Here is a 19,791-nt window from a genome sequence, read left to right on the forward strand (position 1 = left end):
ACCTTTGTTAATTTGTGCGAACTGGCGTAATCAATTGAATGAACCCTTGTTCATTTCCTTCTGGAACCAATGTAAACGGTCTAACAGAAGAAATAAAACGAATAACAACTTGTTCACTGTCAATAGCTTTGAGCGCTTCAATCAAATAAGTTGGATTAAAGCTAATAGACAAATCCTCTCCTGAAACGGCGCTCGTATCGATCTCTTCATTTACTCGCCCAACTTCTGGTGAATGAACGTGGGAAGAAACCACTCCATTTTTGAACTCTAATTTAACCGTTCCGTTTTGAGTCGCATTTGAAAGAAGACGAGCACGCTCCATTGCAAATCGAAGGTTGGCCACATTGAAGGTTGCCTCTGTATTGAATTCTGTTGGAATGAGACGGTCTGTATCAGGATAATTTCCTTCTAGCAAACGGGTATAGAAACTAATGTGTTCACTTCTAAAGAGAATTTGATTGTTTGCAAAGAAAACTTCAACTGTTTCAATATCATCAGAAAAGACAGAGGTGAATTCACGAAGAGAGCGACTTGGGATGACAACATCAAAGTTGTCTCCATTTTTCTCCAGTGTAATCACTTTTTGACTCATACGGTGAGAGTCTGTTGCTACTGTTTTTAGCTCTTTATTATCTGATAAAACAAAGTGAACACCAGTCAAAATTGGACGACTTTCTTGTACACTTGCTGCAAATGCTGTTTCATTAATTAATTGTTTTAATAATTTTGTTTCCAAAACTAATGGATTACTTGCAGCAATTTCTTGAATACGTGGATATTGATCTGCATCTTTTCCTTTAAGTGTAATTTCTGATTTTCCACTTGTTAAAAGAACCTGTTTTTGTTCAATCTCTTTAAAATCTAAAGTAACATCTGGTAAACTTGAAACCACATTAATAAAGAAAGTTGCTTCTAATAAAATAGAACCTGGAGAGGTCACCAATAAACCAGCATTTTCATCTTTGATAGAAATAAAGTTTTCAATTGAAATTTGGCCATTCGATCCAGATAAGGCAACTCCTTCTGGAGTGACATCAATTTTAATCGTGGAAAGGATTGGAATAGCATTTTTTGAACTGATCGCTCTTTTGGTAGTATTTAGTGCTTGTAAAAATAAAGTTTTGTTAATAGAAAAATTTATCATGGTCATTCCTTTTATTTATTTTATGATTAGTAAGATAATAGTAATAGTAGATTGTGTGGAAGTTGTGGAAAACTCTCAGAATCCTGTCTATGACTTGAAAAGTTACTTGTTTAAAAATTGTGCATAACCCCTAGAATTTTAGAGGAAGTTATCCACAGATTAATTTAACTTTTTCTTGATACTTTGAATTTCGAGTCGTAGATTATCATCTGTGTCGACCATACTTTTAATTTTTTCATAGGCATGAATGACAGTCGTGTGGTCTTTCCCACCGAATTCTTTTCCGATTCGAGGAAGTGAGTTGTCCGTCATCTCTCTTGAAAGATACATGGCTACTTGTCGTGCTAGGACAATATTCTGAACTCTTCGAGAACCTTTGATTTCTTTTACACTGACTCCATAAAAGGCTCCAACTGCTTCCTGAATTTTTTCAATGGGGATGACAAGCGTCTTGCTATTATCGTTTTTACGAGCTCGAATAGCTTCAGCTGCAACATCGATCGTAATTTCTTTTAGTTTTTTAACCTTCGCCATTAAAGAAATATCATTTAAGGCACCTTCTAAGTCTCGGACATTTGAATCAAACTGACCAGCTAGATATTCTAGTGTGTCATTAGGAAAAATATAGTCTAGATCTTCAATTTTATTTCGTAAGATGGCAATCCGAGTTTCAAAATCAGGTGGTGTTATATTTTGCGTGAGTCCCCATTTGAAACGAGTAACCAGCCGCTCTTCAAGACTATCTAAATGATCCGGACTTCGATCGCTTGTTAGAACAATCTGTTTGTTGTCGCTATGGAGGGCATTAAAGGTATTAAAAAATTCCTCTTGAGTCGTGACTTTTTTACCACCAAGTGACTGGATATCATCAATCAATAAAAGATCTAAACTTCGATAGGTATTCTTGAAAGTTTTCATTTCTCCTAATCGAAGGTGCTCTAAAAATTCATTAATAAAGGTTTCTGCTGGGACATACTTAACCCGTGCATTTGGAATATTTTCTAGGATTTGATTTCCAATTGCGTTCAATAGGTGAGTCTTTCCAAGTCCTGGTCCACCATAGATAAAGAGAGGGTTGTAAGTTGTTGCAAGATTTTCAGAAACTGCAAGCGCTGCTGCTTTCGCCCAAATATTTCCATCCCCTTGCACAAAATTATCAAAGGTGTACTTTGATTTCAGGCCTGTATCAATTTTAGGCAACGGTTCGGTTGTTAAGCTACCTGAAGATAATCTCCTATTCTCACTGCTATGACTACTAGGAATTTCTTCGGTATCTTCAAAAACGAAATGGAACTTCAAATCTGTATTGTAGACTTCAAAGCTGGCTGTGATCAAAGCATTTTTTAGATTTGTTTCCCAAAATAATTCTTTATAATTTCCATCAAGATAAATGGTAGCCGTCTCTCCATCGATTTTTACTAATTTTGAATCGGCGACAAAAAAATCATAGGCACTATCTTTTAGTTGTAATTGGGCTAATTCTAAAAAACGAGACCAAAATTGCTCTTCTTGTGACACTATCAGACTTCCCTCCTTTTCTTGAATTGTATCAAATCATACGTACTCCTATTCTACCACAAACAAAAATAGTTTTCCACAGGTTAAATTTCATGAAATTAAATTATAGTTTTAAACTTTTCCACAAGTTGTGGATTTAAATTCACATTGTTTTTAAAAGTTATCCACAAAGTGGGGATAACTAGAGAATATCCTTATTTTTCTGCTATTTACAAAAGATTTTTATGGTGGAAAAGCTTGTCAATACAAAAAATAAAAATAACAGCCTTATTTGAGGCTGTTGATAATTCGTTGGTATTCATCAAGACTGGAAAAAGAAATTTGGATAGTTCCTTTATTTTGAGAAGAGGAGTGTATCGTCACATCTGTTCCTAATATTTTTTTCAATCGTTGTTCCTCTTCTAGTAGGAAGCTCTCTTTTGCTTTTTGTTTTTTCTGTTTTCTTTTTGAACTGATCTTGCTTTCTAATGTTCGAACATTTAAATGATCCTGTTTGATTCGCTCCAACCAAAAGCGCTGCTCTTCTTCATCAAGAGGAACAAGAACACGCGCGTGAGCCGAAGAAATATCATTTTGAATGACTGCTTCTTGAACAGAGGGAGCTAGATGTAACAAGCGAAGCATATTGCTGATATAGGGTCTAGATTTCCCCATAAATTGAGCGATTTGGTCGTGCTTATATCCATGATCAACAAGCTTTTGGTAGGAGATAGCTTCTTCAATTGGATTGAGATCTTCTCGTTGAAGATTTTCAATAATGGCTTGTCGCATCATTTCTTGATCTGTTAACTCTTTAATAATCGCAGGAACAAGCTCTAATCCAGCAATTTTTGAAGCTCTAAAACGTCTTTCACCTGCAAGCAATTCAAAACCAATTATTGGAGATTTTCTGACAATAATGGGTTGAATTAAGCCATTTTCTTTGATTGACTGAGCCAGTTCTTCTAATTTTTCTTGATCAAATACTTTTCTTGGTTGGAAAGGATTGGTTCGAATGTCCTTTACCGCTATTTTTTCTAATTTTTCCATCTTATGAATAGAATAACACACCTTTACAAATTCGTAAAGGTGTGTTTACAAGTATGTCAAGAAAGTGAAAGTTAATCGCTCAGATCCTCAGTTGATTTTGTCAACTTGATAGAAGTTGTTTGTTGTTTTCCATCACGATAGAATATGACCTTGATCGTATCATTGATTTGGTGAGAATAGAGGGCGGATTGTAAATCTGCCGTTGACTCGATATCTGTATCATCGATCTTTGTGATAACATCATAGCGTTGCAATTTATCTGAAGCAGGCATATTTTCAAGTGTTGAACGAACCAGTACTCCTCCAGAGATTTTTTCAGGAAGTTTTAATTGGCTTAAATCAGATGTTGAAAGGTTGGATAAATCCATCATTTGGATTCCAAGAGCTGGTCGAACTACTTTTCCTTTTTCTTCTAGTTGCTTGATAATATTGACAACATCATTTGCAGGAATTGCAAATCCCATTCCTTCTACTGAAGTTTGTCCGTTATTTGAAATTTTACTTGAGGTAATCCCGATGACTTGTCCTTGAATATTGATTAATGGACCTCCAGAGTTTCCTGGGTTGATGGCTGCGTCTGTTTGTAAGGCGCGTGTAGAGATATTTTGTCCATTATCGGCTTTCAATTTCACATTGCGGCCTTGGCTGGAAATAATCCCTTGGGTAACAGAATTCGCATAATCTGTTCCAAGAGGGCTACCAATTGCAATTGCAGTCTCACCGACTGTTAATTGGTTTGAATCTCCGAATTCAGCTACTGCCTTTGCTTTATCCGCACTAATGCGAACGACTGCAATATCAGAATAGACATCTGATCCAACTACTTCTCCAGGGACTTTATTCCCATCTGCTAAAAGAATATCTACTTTTTTAGCACCATTGATTACATGGGTGTTGGTAACAAGGTAGGCATATTTTCCTTCTTTTTTATAAATGACTCCAGAACCTTCACTAGAAATTTGTGAGTCAGAGTTTTCTTCTTTTTCAAATAACCCTTGATTCGAAGAATCAGAATAAGTAATCACAGAAACCACAGCATTTTTCACCTTATCTACGGCCTCACTAGTTGAGGTTGTATTTTTATAAGCTGTTTTAACAGTGGTTGAGTGTACTTGCTTACTTTCAGTATTTGAAGTAGAAGAATGAGAGGTTTGTAAGGTTAAAAAGGTTCCAAGAATCCCACCTAGAAAACCTACAACGAAAATGAGGGTTATGTTTCCAAGTTTTTTCAGTAAATTAGATGAAGATTTCATATTTTCCTCCTAAGGATATCAAATTGTCTAAAGTATAGAAAAACTTTCTTAATTATATCTTAAATAACTAAAGTTATCCACATTTTGTGGATAACTTGTAGAATTAAGTTGAGAAATGGCTTTAAAAAGGACTTTATAGAATAGATTTTCTTTCTATAGCTGTGGATTATTTGTGGAATTGAAGAATTATGCTACAATAGGGGAATGAAAATTAAATTGATAACCGTTGGAAAATTAAAAGAAAAATACTTAAAAGATGGGATCGCGGAGTATATTAAAAGGCTTGGTCGATTTGCAAAAGTAGAACAGGTTGAGTTAGTTGATGAAAAAACTCCAGATCGTGCCAGTCAACTTGAAAATCAACAAATCCTTGAAAAAGAGGGGGAACGAATTCTCTCTAAAATTTCAGATAAGGAATATGTGATTGTATTAGCCATTGAAGGAAAACAATTTCCTTCAGAGAAATTTAGTCAAACGATTGACCAGATTATGACATCTGGTTATTCAAACCTTACTTTTGTTATTGGAGGTAGTCTTGGTCTGTCTCCTGAAGTGAAAAAAAGAGGAAATCTATTAATGAGCTTTGGTCAATTAACTCTTCCTCATCAGTTGATGAAATTAGTGTTGGTGGAACAAATCTATCGTGCTTTCATGATTCAACAGGGGAGTCCTTACCATAAATAACCTTGACGCTCCTTCCTTTTTCTGCTAAAATGAAGTAAGTTCGGTCTCATAGCTCAGCTGGATAGAGCATTCGCCTTCTAAGCGAACGGTCGCAGGTTCGAATCCTGCTGGGATCAAATGAAAGATGCAGCTTTTGCTGCATCTTTTCTTTTATGTAAAAATGTATAAATTTTCATTATCTATTAATTTTTGTATACTTCACTATAGACAAATAGTAATGAAATGATTTATTAGGAATATTTAAAAAAAGAACTAACAATCCCTATATAGTGCAAAGTGTAGATTATATAAATTGTGTAAAATAGTTTTCATTCATGTAACAAAAACATTAAAAACATTACAATTTTACCTATTCCCTTTAATTTTAGGCTATTTTATATTATAATTTTTTGTATATAAAAATTTTTTATAATAATACTAAAGTATAATAAAATAGAAAAAACAAAGTGGGAGAGTTTGTGTGATTCAGTCATTAATCTTGTCTTTTCTCTTGGGAGGGATCATTGTTCTGACGTTTGCATTAGTGGACGAAAAAATCTATCAGGAACATCAATTTGCATTTATCTTTCTGCTGAGCACCTTTGTTCTTCTTTTTGAAAGTCTCTTAGTATTTTTAGATGTGACTTTATTTTCAAATATTCGACTCTCTGATTTAAATATGCTCTTATGGCCGGTTTATTTATATCCTTATTATCATTATGCCAATCGGACGAATCGCTTGTGCGCCATTTTTTATTCTTTTTTTACTTATTTAGCGGTTGAAGGAACAGCAACTTTTCTGACGATAATTGTCTCTTCAGTATTGGGGGATGCTGTAGTAGCAGCTTACTCGATTGTCTACAATATGTGCATTCGTTTGGTCTCTTTAGGAATCATTTTGAAGTTAATTGACTTATTTGAATTTGATTTCACTCCTTTTTATGAGAAAGAATTTGAAAAATATTTAAAGAGACTCATCTGTGTTTATTTTGCTATATTTGTAGTGATTAATTTTGCTTTATGGATTAGTGAACAAGCGCAATTTAAAAATTTTGGGAGTATGTTGGCAACGATTTGTTTTTTCTCTTTTGTAGTCAGCTTATTCCATATGAAAATCGAGCGAGATCAGTATCGTAAAAATTTAGAACTGGAGTATAAAGAATTTTCTGAGCAACAAATGAGTCGGTATATGGCTGAAATTCAAAGTCTCTATTCTATTGTTAGGGGATTTCGTCATGATTTGGGAAATTTAGTTATTTCTATGTCATTAGCTATTGAGGAAGAAAATATTCCAGAAATACAGAGAATCCATAGAGAAGTATTGGAAAAAGGTTATAAAGAGATCAATACAGAAGCATTATCAGGATTCAACTTGGTCAATATCAAAGATTCTGCTTTACGAAGTATTTTGATTCGAGGCTGGTTGGATGCAAGAGATGCTGGGGTGGAAATGACCTTTGAAACGAGTGAACCAATCGAGCAACTACCAGTTGATTTATTAGATATCGTGAGAATCGTTGGGATTCTAGTGACAAACGCTTTGGAAGCTTCAAAAGAAGCAGAAGAAAAGAAAGTTCATATTGCTATTTTCTCTATTTCAAAAATTGTTTACTTAGTGATTCATAATACAACAAATGAAATCACTTTTGATATTAGAAAAATATATGAAGAAGGCTATTCGACAAAAGGAGAAAATAGAGGACTAGGATTAAATAATGTGAGAAAAATCTTAGCAAATTATGGAACGATGTTTTTAGAAACGGAATTGCAAGGAAATCGTTTTTTACAAGTTTTGAAGATTGGAGGATACGAACAAGAATGAAGATTTTTTTATTAGAAGATGAGCTCTCTCAACAGATACGGGTAGAAAAACATATTGCAGAAATTGCTAAGGAATTAGAAATTAAACTTGAAGTGATTTCTACCGGTAAAATTTCGGAATTTGAAAATTATATCCAACATTCGGATATCCACCAATTATATTTTCTAGATATTCATATCCAAGACAATGAGTATTGTGGGCTGGAAATTGCTCAAAAAATACGAGAAGCAAATCCTTATGCCATTATTGTTTTTATTACTACAAAATCAGAATTCGCTTCGATTACCTATCGTTATAAAGTATCTGCCTTAGATTTTATTGATAAAAATTTGAATGAAGATTTATTTAGATTAAAAATCAAGGAGTGTATTGAGTACCTAACAACTATTCAAATTGGAAATGATGATTTGACAGATTATTTTGAGTATGACTTTAAGGATAAAAAGATAAAAATTCCATTTAAGGATATTCTTTATATTGAAACTGTTGGTTCGGCTTATAAATTAAACTTAGTTGGGAAAAATTTTCAAAAAGAAATTGCGGGAAGTTTATCAGATGTCTTGGAGAAAGATGTGGAGGAGAGATATTTCAGTCCCCATCAATCTTTTATCGTGAATAGAAGTATGATCATTGGAATGGATAAGAAAAAGAAACAGCTGCTGTTGAAAGAAGGGTATTCTTGTCCAATCTCAAGAAGCAATATCAAACGTGCCAAAAAATTAATTGAAGAGCAAAATTTAGAATTTAGTGCTTGACAATTAGTTAAATTTTGATATAATGGGATATGTTCTGTTAATGAATATATGGTCCGTTGGTCAAGGGGTTAAGACACCGCCTTTTCACGGCGGTAACACGGGTTCGAATCCCGTACGGACTATATCTCATTCCGCCATAGCTCAGTTGGTAGTAGCGCATGACTGTTAATCATGATGTCGTAGGTTCGAGTCCTACTGGCGGAGCTAGTATAGCACCCATTTGGGTGTTTTTTTTGTTTTGAAAAAGGCTAGGATAATGACTATCCTAGCCTTTTATTTATAAGTGAACGATGGTTAGATTCCTTAACTTTTTCGTCTTTTTATTTGTCTCCATTCGTAGAGGAAGAAGAGAATGATTCCAATGAAAAAGGCAATGAGTCCTTCAATGAAGCCTTGGGGAACAAATGTTAAGGTGACTGTTCCGGATCCTTTTGAAACACGAACTCCCATCAATCCTTTCTGGATGCGATGAATTTGGATAGGCTTTCCATTTTGTTTAGCTGACCAGCCTTTATCATAAGGGAGTGTAAAAATAAGGGTAGTGTCTCTATTTGCGTTATAGGCTGCTACCAATTTGTTTTTCTTTTTGTGAATAGCAACTTCTTGCTGACGAATACTAGCGATAGCTTGTGTGTATTGGTCAAGATCCAGAGCAAAAAATTCTGGTGTATCAAAGGAGACTGTCGAATTTTCTGGAAAACTCATACGAATAGTAACTGTTTCTTCTGTGTCAAAATGGCCAATTGAAAAGAATGGAAAGGCATTATCAATGGTATAGCGTTGGGTCTGTCCATTGTAGCTGATTTCAATATCTTTCCGATCATCGTTTGAAAATTGTAAATTTGGAACATTGACATATAGTTGGCTATGGGTAGGAACCGTTACTTCATATTGAATACTTGCGTAGGAAAGATGACTATCTTCTTCAATTTTTGCAGTTTGCAACGAAGATGTAGTATTTTGTGAAGTAGGCGAGAGAATATTTAATTTCTTATAAAATTTATATTTTTCATCCGTGATTTGATGGATGAATCGTGTCTGATTATCCAGTGTCAAATTCGTAAAGGAAGTATTTTTATAAGGTTTTGCTGACAGAAAGGCGATTGGTAAGGCATATTCGTTTTCTGAAAGTGAGACTCCATTTTTGGTTGCAATCTCTTTAAATCCAAATTTTTGAACAGGTTGTTGGCTTAAATTATAGCGAACACCAAATAGACTATCCATTAAAATAGAATTGTTTTGGTATCGAAGATTGAGGTTAGTTCCTTCAGATTTAAATCCTAGTTTGTCCAATGTCGAGCTAGCATCCGTATTTCGTACAGATGAAAATTGAGAAATTCCATTATAACCATACTTCATGCTATCATTGCCCGTTTGTGGATGTAGAATCTCAGTCCGATAATTTGAGTCTGTCTTCTCTCTTACTAAGGATTGGATGGCTTTTAAGTCGCGTTCGTAGGATGATCGAGAAGCAAAGACCCATTCATTCGCAATTCCTTCCATTTGATAATAACTATTTACCGATAATTCAAAAATGGAGAAAAAAAGGATCGAAAGATAGAAAAGTCTAGGCGGTATCTTTTTTAGGATAAATCCTAAACAGACCAAATAGAAAGCAATTAAAAATTCAAAAGTAACAATAAAATTGACAGCATCTAAAAATTTATAGTGACTGCTGTAAAGGACAGTTGCTCCAAATCCTAGAATAAGGAGGAAATTAGCAAGACTAAAACGAATCCAAGTGATCTCCTCTATTCGATTTAGTACTTCTCCTGCCATCAGAATAATCGTCAAAGAAAAGATCCAAGAGTATCGATGAAGAAACATATTTGGCGCGTGCATACCTTGCCAAAGGAGATCTAATAATTGAAAACGAAAACTCAAAATAAGAATGGTCAAGAGTATAAAGTAAGAAAGTTTCACGTGAAACTTGATCGACTTTACAAAGAAAAAGGTAATCGCTAAAAGAAGTGGAAATAATCCCACGTAGATCATTGGAATTGATCCATATTTAGTAGTGTCAAAACTTCCAATGAAATTTTTTGCAAATACGTCAAGATACCAACTTTTTTCTGTAAAGATACTGTCAACATTTGAAAAACTTTCTCCATGAGTGCGTAAATCTAAGAAGGTTGGATATAACATCACAAGGCTTGTTATAACTGATAAAAGAGATACAATCACAAAATGAAAGAAGCGTTTTCCAATTCCTTTGATGTCCCATGACAGTTGTGTCAAGTACCATAAAATAAGAAAAATAGACATCATAAACCCAAAATAATAATTTTGGATAAACAAGCTGGTTAAGCTGATAAAGTAGAGAATCTCTCCCTCATTGTAAATGAGTTTTTTGAATCCATAAAGAATTAATGGTGCTAGGATAAAAACATCAAGCCAAGTTTTGATTTCAATTTGGCTGATAGCAAAGCTCATAAGAGCAAATGAGGTTGAAAGGGTAAGAACCAGGGATCTAGGAATTTTAGAAAACATTCCATGTAAACTAATATAAGTGCTTAACCCAATAGCTCCAAATTTAAGAAGAGTGATGAGGTAAACAGCATTCGGCATGGATTGTGCATTAAAGAAGAAGACAAGAGGAGAAAAGAAACTTCCTAGATAATAGCTACTGAGTGCATAGAAATTAATGCCTAGTCCACTTTGAAAACTGTAAAATAGGCTATCTGTCCCGTGTAAAATATTTCGAAGTGTGGTATCAAAAATGACATACTGATGATAACCATCTCCTAATAAGGGGGATGTATCACTGTTCCAGTAGATTCCTTGCGAGAGGTAAATAAAGAACATCATGATAGCTGGAATCAGGAAAGAAGATACTATAAAAAGGGATGTTTTTAGCTTTGTTTTATTCATATATTTCTACTGAAAGAGCCTGAAATCATTATTTCAGGGCTCTTTATTTTTATGATTGACTCCAAAGTTCTTTCACTTTTGCTTGAACTTCTTCATTTTCAAGAAACTCATCATAGGTTTCATCAATACGATCGATTACGCCGTTTTTTGAAAGAACGATAATATGGTTGGCGAGTGTTTGAATGAATTCGTGGTCATGGCTGGCAAAGATAATCGATTCTTTAAAATTCTTCAATCCATCATTCAAACTTGAAATAGACTCCAAATCCAAGTGATTGGTTGGATCATCCAGTACAAGAACATTTGACTTGAGGAGCATCAATTTAGACAACATGACACGAACTTTTTCTCCCCCTGACAAGACGTTGACAGACTTGTTAACTTCGTCACCCGAAAAGAGCATCCGTCCTAAGAAACCACGAAGGAAAGTATTGTCATCTTCTTCTTTACTTGCAAATTGACGAAGCCAATCAAGAATACTTTCACCACCTGCAAAATCACGACTGTTGTCTTTTGGTAGATATGATCGACTAGTTGTAACTCCCCACTTGACAGTTCCTTCATATTCAATATCATCCATCAATGCACGGATCAAAGCGGTTGTTTGAATATCGTTCTGTCCGATAAGGGCGGTTTTGTCACCAGGACGTAAGATAAAGCTGATATTGTCAAGGATGGTTTCTCCATCGATCTTGACAGAAAGATTTTCAACTGTCAAGAGATCGTTACCAATTTCTCGTTCTGCCTTAAAGTTGATAAATGGGTACTTCCGACTAGATGGAACAATTTCTTCAAGTTCAATCTTGTCAAGCATTTTTTTACGCGAAGTTGCTTGTTTTGATTTTGAAGCGTTGGCTGAGAAACGTGCGACAAACTCTTGCAATTGTTTAATTTTTTCTTCAGCTTTTGCATTTCTATCTGCTTGTAATTTTGCTGCAAGTTCAGAAGATTCTTTCCAGAAATCATAGTTTCCGACGTAAAGTTTAATTTTTCCAAAGTCGAGATCCGCCATATGGGTGCAGACTTTGTTCAAAAAGTGGCGGTCATGGGATACAACGATAACCGTATTTTCAAAATCAATCAGAAAATCTTCTAACCAGGTAATGGATTGAATATCCAATCCATTGGTCGGCTCGTCCAAAAGAAGGACATCTGGTTTACCAAAAAGGGCTTTAGCTAAGAGAACTTTCACTTTATCCCCATTGGCTAACTCGCTCATAGCTTGATAATGAAGGTCTTCTGAAATATTTAGATTTTGAAGCAATTGAGATGCTTCACTTTCTGCTTCCCATCCACCAAGTTCGGCAAATTCACCTTCAAGTTCAGCTGCACGGACACCATCTTCATCAGAGAAATCTTCTTTCATGTAGATAGCATCTTTTTCCTTCATAATGTTGTAGAGCTTTTCATTTCCCATAATGACAACATCGATGACCCGCTCGTCTTCGTAGTCAAAGTGATTTTGACGCAAAACAGACAAACGTTCATCAGGGCCAAGAGAAATATGACCAGTTGTTGGTTCAATATCTCCAGCTAAAATTTTTAAAAAGGTTGACTTTCCAGCACCGTTGGCACCGATGAGACCGTATGTATTTCCTTCTGTAAAGTTGATATTGACATCGTCAAACAATTTTCGATCACTAAAACGTAGTGAGACGTCTGATACTGTAAGCAATGATTTTCTCCTCTTTCTATAATGTCTTCATTTTACTAGAAAATAGGGGAAAATTCAACTTTTTTACTGTCAATTTGTTTTTACAATGGTGTAAACGAAATTGACAGTTTAGTAAAGTGTTAATTCCTTACAAACATAGAGGATAGACTAACATTTTCAACTAGAAAGTGCTATAATGATAGGGATAACGATTAAGGAGAAGAGTATGACAAAACCCATCATTCTGACAGGAGATAGACCGACAGGAAAACTCCATATTGGCCACTATGTTGGTTCTTTAAAAAATCGCGTCTTGTTGCAAAATAAAGATGAGTATAATATGTTTGTTTTTCTAGCAGACCAGCAAGCTTTGACAGACCATGCAAAAGATCCAAAAACGATTGTAGAATCTATTGGTAATGTTGCTTTGGATTATCTGGCAGCTGGACTAGATCCTGAAAAAGTTACGATTTTCATTCAAAGTCAGATTCCTGAATTAGCGGAATTGACCATGTATTACATGAATCTAGTATCTTTGGCGCGACTTGAAAGAAACCCAACTGTAAAAACCGAGATTTCTCAAAAAGGTTTTGGTGAGAGTATTCCAACAGGATTTTTGGTATACCCTATTTCACAAGCAGCCGATATCACAGCTTTTAAAGCAAATTTTGTTCCAGTAGGAAATGATCAAAAGCCAATGATTGAGCAAGCTCGTGAGATTGTTCGTTCCTTTAATCATGCTTACAACACAGATACTTTGGTGGAACCGGAAGGGATTTATCCTGAAAACGAAGCAGCAGGGCGCTTACCCGGTTTAGACGGAAATGCTAAAATGTCTAAATCGTTGAATAATGGCATTTACCTAGCTGATGATGCAGATACTTTAAAGAAAAAAGTGATGAGTATGTATACTGATCCTGATCATATTAAAGTAGAGGATCCAGGAAAAATCGAAGGCAATATGGTATTTCATTACCTGGATGTATTTGGCCGTCCAGAAGATGTAGCTGAAATTGCAGAAATGAAAGAACATTATCAACGTGGTGGACTTGGTGATGTAAAGACCAAACGATATCTTTTAGAAATTTTAGATCGTGAATTAAGACCAATTCGTGAAAGACGACTTGAGTTTGCAAAGGATATGGGTGAGGTCTACTCTATTCTTGAAAAAGGAAGTGAGCGCGCTCGAAATGTAGCAGCTCAAACACTGGATGAAGTAAAATCTGCGATGGGAATTACCTATTTTAAAAAATAAAACGACTTCATTAATAGCGAACATTTCTTTACTGTTCATTGATAATTTACCAATAAATGATTGACAAATTGCCATAGAATGGTATGATATTAACAATAAAAATTCGAGCCTTGCTCAAATAAAAAGAAAAGAGGATCCAGCTAATGTCTAATTGGGACACAAAGTTTTTAAAAAAAGGGTTTACATTCGATGACGTGCTTTTGATTCCAGCAGAAAGTCATGTATTGCCTAATGATGCAGATTTAAGTACACAATTAGCAAGTAATTTACGCTTGAATATCCCAATCATTACTGCTGCTATGGATACGGTGACTGAAAGTCAAATGGCAATTGCCATGGCACGTGCTGGTGGACTTGGTGTTATCCATAAAAACATGTCAATTGAGCAACAGGCAGATGAAGTACGCAAAGTAAAACGCTCTGAAAATGGGGTTATCATTGATCCGTTCTATTTGACTCCGTCTCATACAATTGCAGAAGCAGATGAGTTGATGGGACGATACCGAATCAGTGGTGTTCCTGTTGTTGAAACTCTTGAAAATCGTAAATTAGTTGGTATCCTTACAAACCGGGATTTGCGTTTTATCTCTGATTACAATCAACCCATTTCAAATCATATGACGAGTGAAAATTTGGTGACTGCACCGGTTGGAACTGATTTGGAAACAGCTGAACGAATTCTACAAGAGCACCGTATTGAAAAATTACCATTGGTAGATGAAAATGGTCGTCTTTCTGGCTTGATTACAATCAAAGATATTGAAAAAGTTATTGAGTTCCCAAATGCGGCTAAGGATGAATTTGGTCGTTTGCTTGTAGCTGGTGCCGTAGGGGTTACTTCAGATACTTTTGAACGTGCAGAAGCTCTTTTTGAAGCTGGTGCAGACGCAATTGTCATCGATACTGCTCATGGACATTCTGCGGGTGTTCTTCGTAAGATTGCAGAAATTCGTGCCCACTTCCCAGATCGTACCTTGATTGCAGGAAATATTGCAACCGCTGAAGGTGCTCGTGCATTATTTGATGCAGGGGTAGACGTAGTTAAGGTCGGAATTGGTCCAGGATCAATCTGTACAACTCGTGTTGTTGCAGGGGTTGGTGTTCCTCAAGTGACTGCTATTTATGACGCAGCCGCTGTAGCTCGTGAATATGGAAAAACGATCATTGCTGATGGCGGTATCAAGTATTCAGGAGATATTGTCAAAGCACTCGCAGCTGGTGGAAATGCGGTTATGCTTGGCTCAATGCTTGCAGGTACAGATGAAGCACCAGGTGAAACAGAAATCTTCCAAGGTCGTAAATTTAAAACATACCGTGGTATGGGATCTATTGCAGCAATGAAGAAAGGTTCTAGCGACCGTTACTTCCAAGGATCTGTCAATGAAGCCAATAAATTGGTTCCTGAAGGAATTGAGGGACGTGTTGCTTATAAAGGTTCTGTAGCAGATATGGTATTCCAAATGATCGGTGGTATTCGTTCAGGTATGGGTTATGTTGGTGCAGCAACCATTCAAGATTTACATGATCATGCACAATTTGTTGAAATGAGTGGTGCAGGATTGAAAGAAAGCCATCCTCATGATGTGCAAATCACAAACGAGGCTCCTAACTACTCAGCACAATAAATTTACACATTTGTAAACAAAAATAACAGCATCTTGACAATTCTGTCAAGATGCTGTTTTGATATGACCGGCTTGAACAGTGAAAATCTTCAACTCTTCAAGCAGGTCTTTTAAATGATCGAGAGTGGTCGTTGTAATAAATGTTTGAATATTATTAGAGATGGTTTCAAGTAGTTGAAGTTGACGATAATTGTCAAGTTCGCTCATGACATCGTCAAGTAGTAAAATCGGCTTTTCTCTTGTGATTTCTTCCATTAATTCAATTTCTGCTAATTTTAGAGAGAGAACAACACTTCGATGCTGGCCTTGACTACCAAAGGTAGCATTCATATTATTGATAAAAAATGCCAAATCATCCCTGTGAGGCCCAATACTTGTTGTTTTCCTAAAAATATCCTTCTGACGGTTTTTTTCCAACATAGAGAGAAACTGCTCTTCTATATCATTTCCTTCTTCAGAAAAAACAGTTGACTGATATTGAATTGATAGGGCTTCTTTGTTGTCAGAAAGTCGAGTATGTTTTTCTTTTGCTTTAGCTTCTAATTTTTTAATAAACTCAAGCCGATGATGGATGACGCGACTTCCAAAACTAGCTAGTTGTGAATCTAAGACCTCCAAAAATGTAGCATCAATTTTTTCCGAATTTTTTAGATAACTGTTTCTTTGTTTCAGTACATGGTTGTATTGAGATAAGTCGGATAAATAGAGAGGTTTCATCTGACCTAATTCAATGTCAATAAACTTTCGACGCCCTGCAGGTGATCCTTTGATCAGTTGCAAATCTTCGGGTGCAAAAAGGACAACATTCATATGGCCAATATAGTTCGATAATTTGGCTTGTTTCAAATGATTTACCTTAGTTATCCGACCTTTTGGTGTCAAGGAAATTTCTAATGGAAGGGGACCAGTTTCTCTTTGTAATTGACCAGAAACTTTAAAATCGGTGGATTCAAAATAGATGAGATCTCTATCATTTCGTGTTCGATGACTTCTGGTTAAAGCTAGAAAATAAATTGATTCGAGAATATTGGTCTTTCCTTGAGCATTTTGACCTAGGAAAATATTTAATCCAGGATGAAACTCGACTTCAAGTTCTTGATAATTACGAAAATGTTGAATGGATAAGTGTTTTAACCACATTAGGAGATACCAGGAAAGCGAATTGCTTTTTCTTTTTTGTTAGTCTTTGTCGGTAGTTTCTTTTGTTGTTGATTGAGTTGCTTGACAAGTTTAACAACACGTTCCTTTTCTTCCTTCTCTTTAAGATGCTCTTCTATTTCTTCTTGAGAAGGTTCAAGAATGGTGATAGTCATGTTCAGTTCAGGAATGTCAATTTGATCATTGACACGAAGTTTACGGCCTCTCCGTTGTTCTAATTCACCATTAACAAAGACTTCTTTTTCTTGAAGAAAAGCTTTGATTGCACCACCACTCTGTATAATACCGAGTTCTTTTAAGATTGCTTGTAATGTAATAAAGTCATCAAATAATTTGTAATTCATAGTTCACCTCTTTGCGTGTTATTATACCATATTTTTAGTTTTTCTAGGGTAGAGAATGTTGAGTGATTTGAGGAGCTTTTTCACAGTTTGAATTAGGATTTTAGTGTGATTTCGTGTTATAATGAAAGTTACTATTGAGTAGAACGAGGATGAAAATGGAATTAGTAAAGGGCGTGAATCTTCACTTTCTTCAATCAAAAAAATTTAAAACCAATAAAATTAAGGTCCGTTTTTCATCGCCATTAGATGAAAATACCGTGGCTGCGCGTGTTTTAGTAGCCTGTATGATGGAAACTGCAAATCAAAAATATCCAACTTCACAATTATTCCGTGAAAAATTAGCGAGTCTATACGGGGTAGAATTGTCAACCTCAGTCTCTAAGAGGGGGCGTGTTCATTATGTTGATTTGAATATTTCCTTTGTGCGCGATGACTTTTTGAGCAAGAAAAATGTTCTTACTGATGAAGTTTTGGACATTATAGAAACTATCTTCTTTTCACCTTTGGTAGTAGAAGATCACTTTGACAGTGATACATTTGACGTTGAAAAGAAAAATACGATTTCCGATTTGGAGTCAGAAATTGAAGAGCCTTATTATTATGCACATGGGCAATTGAATCAACTATTTTTTGAAGACGAAACAATCGGGATGTCAAGATTGGGGAAAGTTGATTTAGTGAGACAAGAGACAGCTCAAAGTTCTCTTTCACAGTTTCACCAGATGCTTCATTTTGATAACATTGACTTCTTTTTCATAGGCGATTTTAATGAGGTCGCTATTGTGGATCGAGTGAACCAACTTGAATTCAAGCCACGTGATAACCATTTATCTGTCAACTATCAACAACCTTTTACAAATGTTGTTAGAGAAAAGTTAGAGCAAAAACAAAATCAACAATCTATTTTAGAATTAGGTTACCATTTTTCTACCCAATATGGAGAATCTCTCCATATCCCACTAGTTGTATTAAATGGGATGCTGGGAGCTTTCTCGCATTCAAGACTTTTTCAAGTAATTCGTGAGAAAGAAGGTCTTGCTTATACCATCTCGAGCCATTTTGATATTTTTACAGGCTTTATGAGAGTTTTTGCAGGCATTGATAAGGAATCTCGCACGAAAGTAATGACCTTGATTATGAGACAGCTGAATGATTTAAAACGAGGCAAGTTTACAGAGTCAGAGCTTCAATTGACAAAAGAAATGTTGATAAATACAACCTTATTAGCACAGGATCGGCAAAATACTTTGATTGAAAGGGAATATCTGAAAACGATCCTAGGAACGAAAGTCCTTTCTTTAGAAGAGTGGTTAGAATCTATCGATAAGGTTAGTAGAGAAGAAATTATTGAAGTGGCAAAAACAATTAATTTACAGTCTGTTTATTTTATGGAAGGAAAGTAGTGTAAAGATTGAAAATTAAAGAAAAATATTATGAATCAGTTGGTGAGCAAGTTTACTTTACACGCTTGTCAAATGGGTTGACTATTCATTTCATTCCCAAAGAAGATTATTATGAAACCTATGGAATAATCACAACTAAGTTTGGCTCAGTGGATACACGAATTCTAGTGAATGGGGATGAAAGGCAATATCCTGCAGGAATTGCTCATTTTCTAGAACACAAGGTATTTGAAGATGAAAATGGTCAAGATTATTTAAAAAAATTCGTTCATTTAGGATCGGAAAGTAATGCCTTTACAAGCTTTACAAAGACAAGTTATCTTTTCTCAACAACTTCAAAAGTCCCTGAGAATATTCAATTGTTATTGGAGATGGTTTCAAAGGCTTCCTTTACAGAAAAATCTGTATCTAAGGAAAGAGAAATCATTCAACAAGAAATTGGAATGTACCAAGATAGTCCAGACTATCGATTATTTTTTGGTGCTTTAGAAAATTTATATCCTGGAACACCGTTAGCAGATGATATTGCTGGGACTAGGGAGTCTATTTCTGACATTACAATAGATAATCTCCGTGAAAACTTTGATCTATTCTATCATCCCTCTCAAATGCACTTATTAGTGATCGGAAACTTTGATGTTGATGAAGTATTGCAAGTAGTAAAGAAATATGATCTAGTTCCTCCTCATCCATCTGTGGAGTTAGAACGTTTTCCTGTAGAAAAAAATGAAGTAAAATTGAATCAATCTTGTAGAATGGAAGTTGCTACTCCGAAGTTGGCAATTGGAATTCGAGGAAATGATATCATTAAGGAAGAGGAAAAATTTCGTTATAAATTGATGTTGAAATTACTATTTTCGATGATGTTTGGTTGGACTTCGCAACGGTTTCAAAGTTTATATGAAGCTGGGAAGATTGACAACTCATTGACACTTGAGGTCGAGGTTGAGGAATTATTTCATTTCGTTATTTTGACAATGGATACTCAAGAACCGGTGTCCTTATCTCATCAATTTAGGTCAGCGATCAAACAATTTGAGAAGGATCCAGATGTGAATCAGGAACATTTGGATACGATTAAAAGCGAAATGTTTGGTGATTTCTTACAAGGTTTAAATTCGCTTGAGTATAGTGCCACTCAGTTTGAATATTTTTCAGACGGTAGCACTTCTTATGATCTTCCAAAGATTTTACAAGGTATTAGTTTACAAGATATCATCAAATTAGGACGTCAGTTCATCGACCAGGCTGAGATAGTTGACTATATGATTTTTCAAAAGTAGTAAACAATGTATCA

15 protein-coding genes and 3 tRNA genes are annotated in these 19,791 nt (G+C 35.3%); 10 read left to right on the top strand and 8 right to left on the bottom strand.

The genetic code is table 11. The annotated features are described in order from the left end of the window. Window positions 1-7: 7 nt before the first annotated feature. The 4 genes from dnaN to htrA all read right to left on the bottom strand — a co-directional run bounded on the left by dnaN (window position 8) and on the right by htrA (window position 4,944). Entirely contained in the window at window positions 8-1,144 is a 1,137-nt protein-coding gene (gene dnaN / locus RDV49_RS02430; protein ID WP_021154169.1) for a DNA polymerase III subunit beta, read from the bottom strand. A 159-nt stretch (window positions 1,145-1,303) separates the two neighbouring features. Next, entirely contained in the window at window positions 1,304-2,662 is a 1,359-nt protein-coding gene (gene dnaA, locus RDV49_RS02435; protein ID WP_003009237.1) for a chromosomal replication initiator protein DnaA, read from the bottom strand. Between the two features lie 267 nt (window positions 2,663-2,929). Further along, window positions 2,930-3,691 carry a ParB/RepB/Spo0J family partition protein gene (locus RDV49_RS02440; RefSeq protein ID WP_003009236.1) on the bottom strand — a complete coding sequence of 254 codons (762 nt, stop codon included), beginning with the start codon at window positions 3,689-3,691 and terminating at the stop codon, window positions 2,930-2,932. A 71-nt stretch (window positions 3,692-3,762) separates the two neighbouring features. After that, the gene (gene htrA / locus RDV49_RS02445; RefSeq protein WP_003009234.1) at window positions 3,763-4,944 is read right to left on the bottom strand and encodes a serine protease HtrA; all 1,182 of its coding nucleotides are present in this window, start codon (window positions 4,942-4,944) and stop codon (window positions 3,763-3,765) included. A gap of 204 nt (window positions 4,945-5,148) precedes the next feature. Between htrA and rlmH the strand changes: the two genes are divergently transcribed. The 6 genes from rlmH to RDV49_RS02475 all read left to right on the top strand — a co-directional run bounded on the left by rlmH (window position 5,149) and on the right by RDV49_RS02475 (window position 8,388). After that, complete coding sequence (gene rlmH / locus RDV49_RS02450) at window positions 5,149-5,628, top strand: 23S rRNA (pseudouridine(1915)-N(3))-methyltransferase RlmH (protein WP_003009233.1); 480 nt, start codon at window positions 5,149-5,151, stop codon at window positions 5,626-5,628. 42 nt (window positions 5,629-5,670) lie between these two features. Beyond that, window positions 5,671-5,744, top strand: a tRNA-Arg gene (locus RDV49_RS02455). A 344-nt stretch (window positions 5,745-6,088) separates the two neighbouring features. Further along, window positions 6,089-7,429: a sensor histidine kinase gene (locus tag RDV49_RS02460; protein WP_003009231.1), complete on the top strand. Its 1,341-nt coding sequence runs from the start codon at window positions 6,089-6,091 to the stop codon at window positions 7,427-7,429. Continuing rightward, on the top strand, window positions 7,426-8,184 hold the full coding sequence (locus RDV49_RS02465) for a response regulator transcription factor (protein WP_003009229.1): 759 nt from the start codon (window positions 7,426-7,428) through the stop codon (window positions 8,182-8,184). Before RDV49_RS02460 ends, RDV49_RS02465 begins: the two co-directional genes overlap by 4 nt. 50 nt (window positions 8,185-8,234) lie before the next feature. Further along, window positions 8,235-8,306, top strand: a tRNA-Glu gene (locus RDV49_RS02470). Between the two features lie 8 nt (window positions 8,307-8,314). Beyond that, a tRNA-Asn gene (locus RDV49_RS02475) sits at window positions 8,315-8,388 on the top strand. Window positions 8,389-8,487: 99 nt separating this feature from the next. Here RDV49_RS02475 and RDV49_RS02480 read toward each other — a convergent pair. Continuing rightward, window positions 8,488-11,055 (bottom strand): YfhO family protein, encoded by a 2,568-nt coding sequence (locus tag RDV49_RS02480; protein WP_003009226.1) that lies wholly within the window; start codon window positions 11,053-11,055, stop codon window positions 8,488-8,490. A gap of 49 nt (window positions 11,056-11,104) precedes the next feature. Continuing rightward, a complete protein-coding gene (locus RDV49_RS02485; protein ID WP_003009224.1) occupies window positions 11,105-12,730 on the bottom strand; it encodes an ATP-binding cassette domain-containing protein in 1,626 nt (541 codons plus the stop codon). A gap of 205 nt (window positions 12,731-12,935) precedes the next feature. On the opposite strand from RDV49_RS02485, the gene trpS reads away from it, so the two are divergent. Both trpS and guaB read left to right on the top strand, forming a co-directional pair. After that, a complete protein-coding gene (gene trpS, locus RDV49_RS02490; RefSeq protein ID WP_037608177.1) occupies window positions 12,936-13,964 on the top strand; it encodes a tryptophan--tRNA ligase in 1,029 nt (342 codons plus the stop codon). Between the two features lie 143 nt (window positions 13,965-14,107). Further along, window positions 14,108-15,589, top strand: a complete 1,482-nt coding sequence (gene guaB / locus RDV49_RS02495; protein WP_003009220.1) for an IMP dehydrogenase — start codon at window positions 14,108-14,110, stop codon at window positions 15,587-15,589. A 45-nt stretch (window positions 15,590-15,634) separates the two neighbouring features. Here the strand turns inward: guaB and recF are convergent, their stop codons facing one another. Both recF and yaaA read right to left on the bottom strand, forming a co-directional pair. Beyond that, on the bottom strand, window positions 15,635-16,729 hold the full coding sequence (gene recF, locus RDV49_RS02500; RefSeq protein ID WP_003009218.1) for a DNA replication/repair protein RecF: 1,095 nt from the start codon (window positions 16,727-16,729) through the stop codon (window positions 15,635-15,637). Continuing rightward, complete coding sequence (gene yaaA, locus RDV49_RS02505) at window positions 16,729-17,091, bottom strand: S4 domain-containing protein YaaA (RefSeq protein WP_003009216.1); 363 nt, start codon at window positions 17,089-17,091, stop codon at window positions 16,729-16,731. The genes recF and yaaA overlap by 1 nt, the downstream gene beginning before the upstream one ends. Before the next feature lie 155 nt (window positions 17,092-17,246). On the opposite strand from yaaA, the gene yfmF reads away from it, so the two are divergent. Together yfmF and yfmH are read left to right on the top strand one after the other, a co-directional pair. After that, window positions 17,247-18,494 (top strand): EF-P 5-aminopentanol modification-associated protein YfmF, encoded by a 1,248-nt coding sequence (yfmF, locus tag RDV49_RS02510; RefSeq protein ID WP_037608173.1) that lies wholly within the window; start codon window positions 17,247-17,249, stop codon window positions 18,492-18,494. 8 nt (window positions 18,495-18,502) lie between these two features. Next, window positions 18,503-19,777 (top strand): EF-P 5-aminopentanol modification-associated protein YfmH, encoded by a 1,275-nt coding sequence (yfmH, locus tag RDV49_RS02515; protein ID WP_003009212.1) that lies wholly within the window; start codon window positions 18,503-18,505, stop codon window positions 19,775-19,777. Window positions 19,778-19,791 lie beyond the last annotated feature (14 nt).

This window comes from Streptococcus parasanguinis (assembly GCF_031582885.1).
Lineage (GTDB): Bacteria > Bacillota > Bacilli > Lactobacillales > Streptococcaceae > Streptococcus > Streptococcus parasanguinis_M.

Excerpts from the sequence above, each read along its gene's own strand:
- RDV49_RS02465 (WP_003009229.1), top strand. The coding sequence starts at position 7,426 with ATGAAGATTTTTTTATTAGAAGATGAGCTCTCTCAACAGATACGGGTA.
- recF (WP_003009218.1), bottom strand. The coding sequence starts at position 16,729 with ATGTGGTTAAAACACTTATCCATTCAACATTTTCGTAATTATCAAGAA.
- dnaN (WP_021154169.1), bottom strand. The coding sequence starts at position 1,144 with ATGATAAATTTTTCTATTAACAAAACTTTATTTTTACAAGCACTAAAT.
- RDV49_RS02480 (WP_003009226.1), bottom strand. The coding sequence starts at position 11,055 with ATGAATAAAACAAAGCTAAAAACATCCCTTTTTATAGTATCTTCTTTC.
- trpS (WP_037608177.1), top strand. The coding sequence starts at position 12,936 with ATGACAAAACCCATCATTCTGACAGGAGATAGACCGACAGGAAAACTC.
- RDV49_RS02440 (WP_003009236.1), bottom strand. The coding sequence starts at position 3,691 with ATGGAAAAATTAGAAAAAATAGCGGTAAAGGACATTCGAACCAATCCT.
- yfmF (WP_037608173.1), top strand. The coding sequence starts at position 17,247 with ATGGAATTAGTAAAGGGCGTGAATCTTCACTTTCTTCAATCAAAAAAA.
- htrA (WP_003009234.1), bottom strand. The coding sequence starts at position 4,944 with ATGAAATCTTCATCTAATTTACTGAAAAAACTTGGAAACATAACCCTC.
- yaaA (WP_003009216.1), bottom strand. The coding sequence starts at position 17,091 with ATGAATTACAAATTATTTGATGACTTTATTACATTACAAGCAATCTTA.
- guaB (WP_003009220.1), top strand. The coding sequence starts at position 14,108 with ATGTCTAATTGGGACACAAAGTTTTTAAAAAAAGGGTTTACATTCGAT.
- rlmH (WP_003009233.1), top strand. The coding sequence starts at position 5,149 with ATGAAAATTAAATTGATAACCGTTGGAAAATTAAAAGAAAAATACTTA.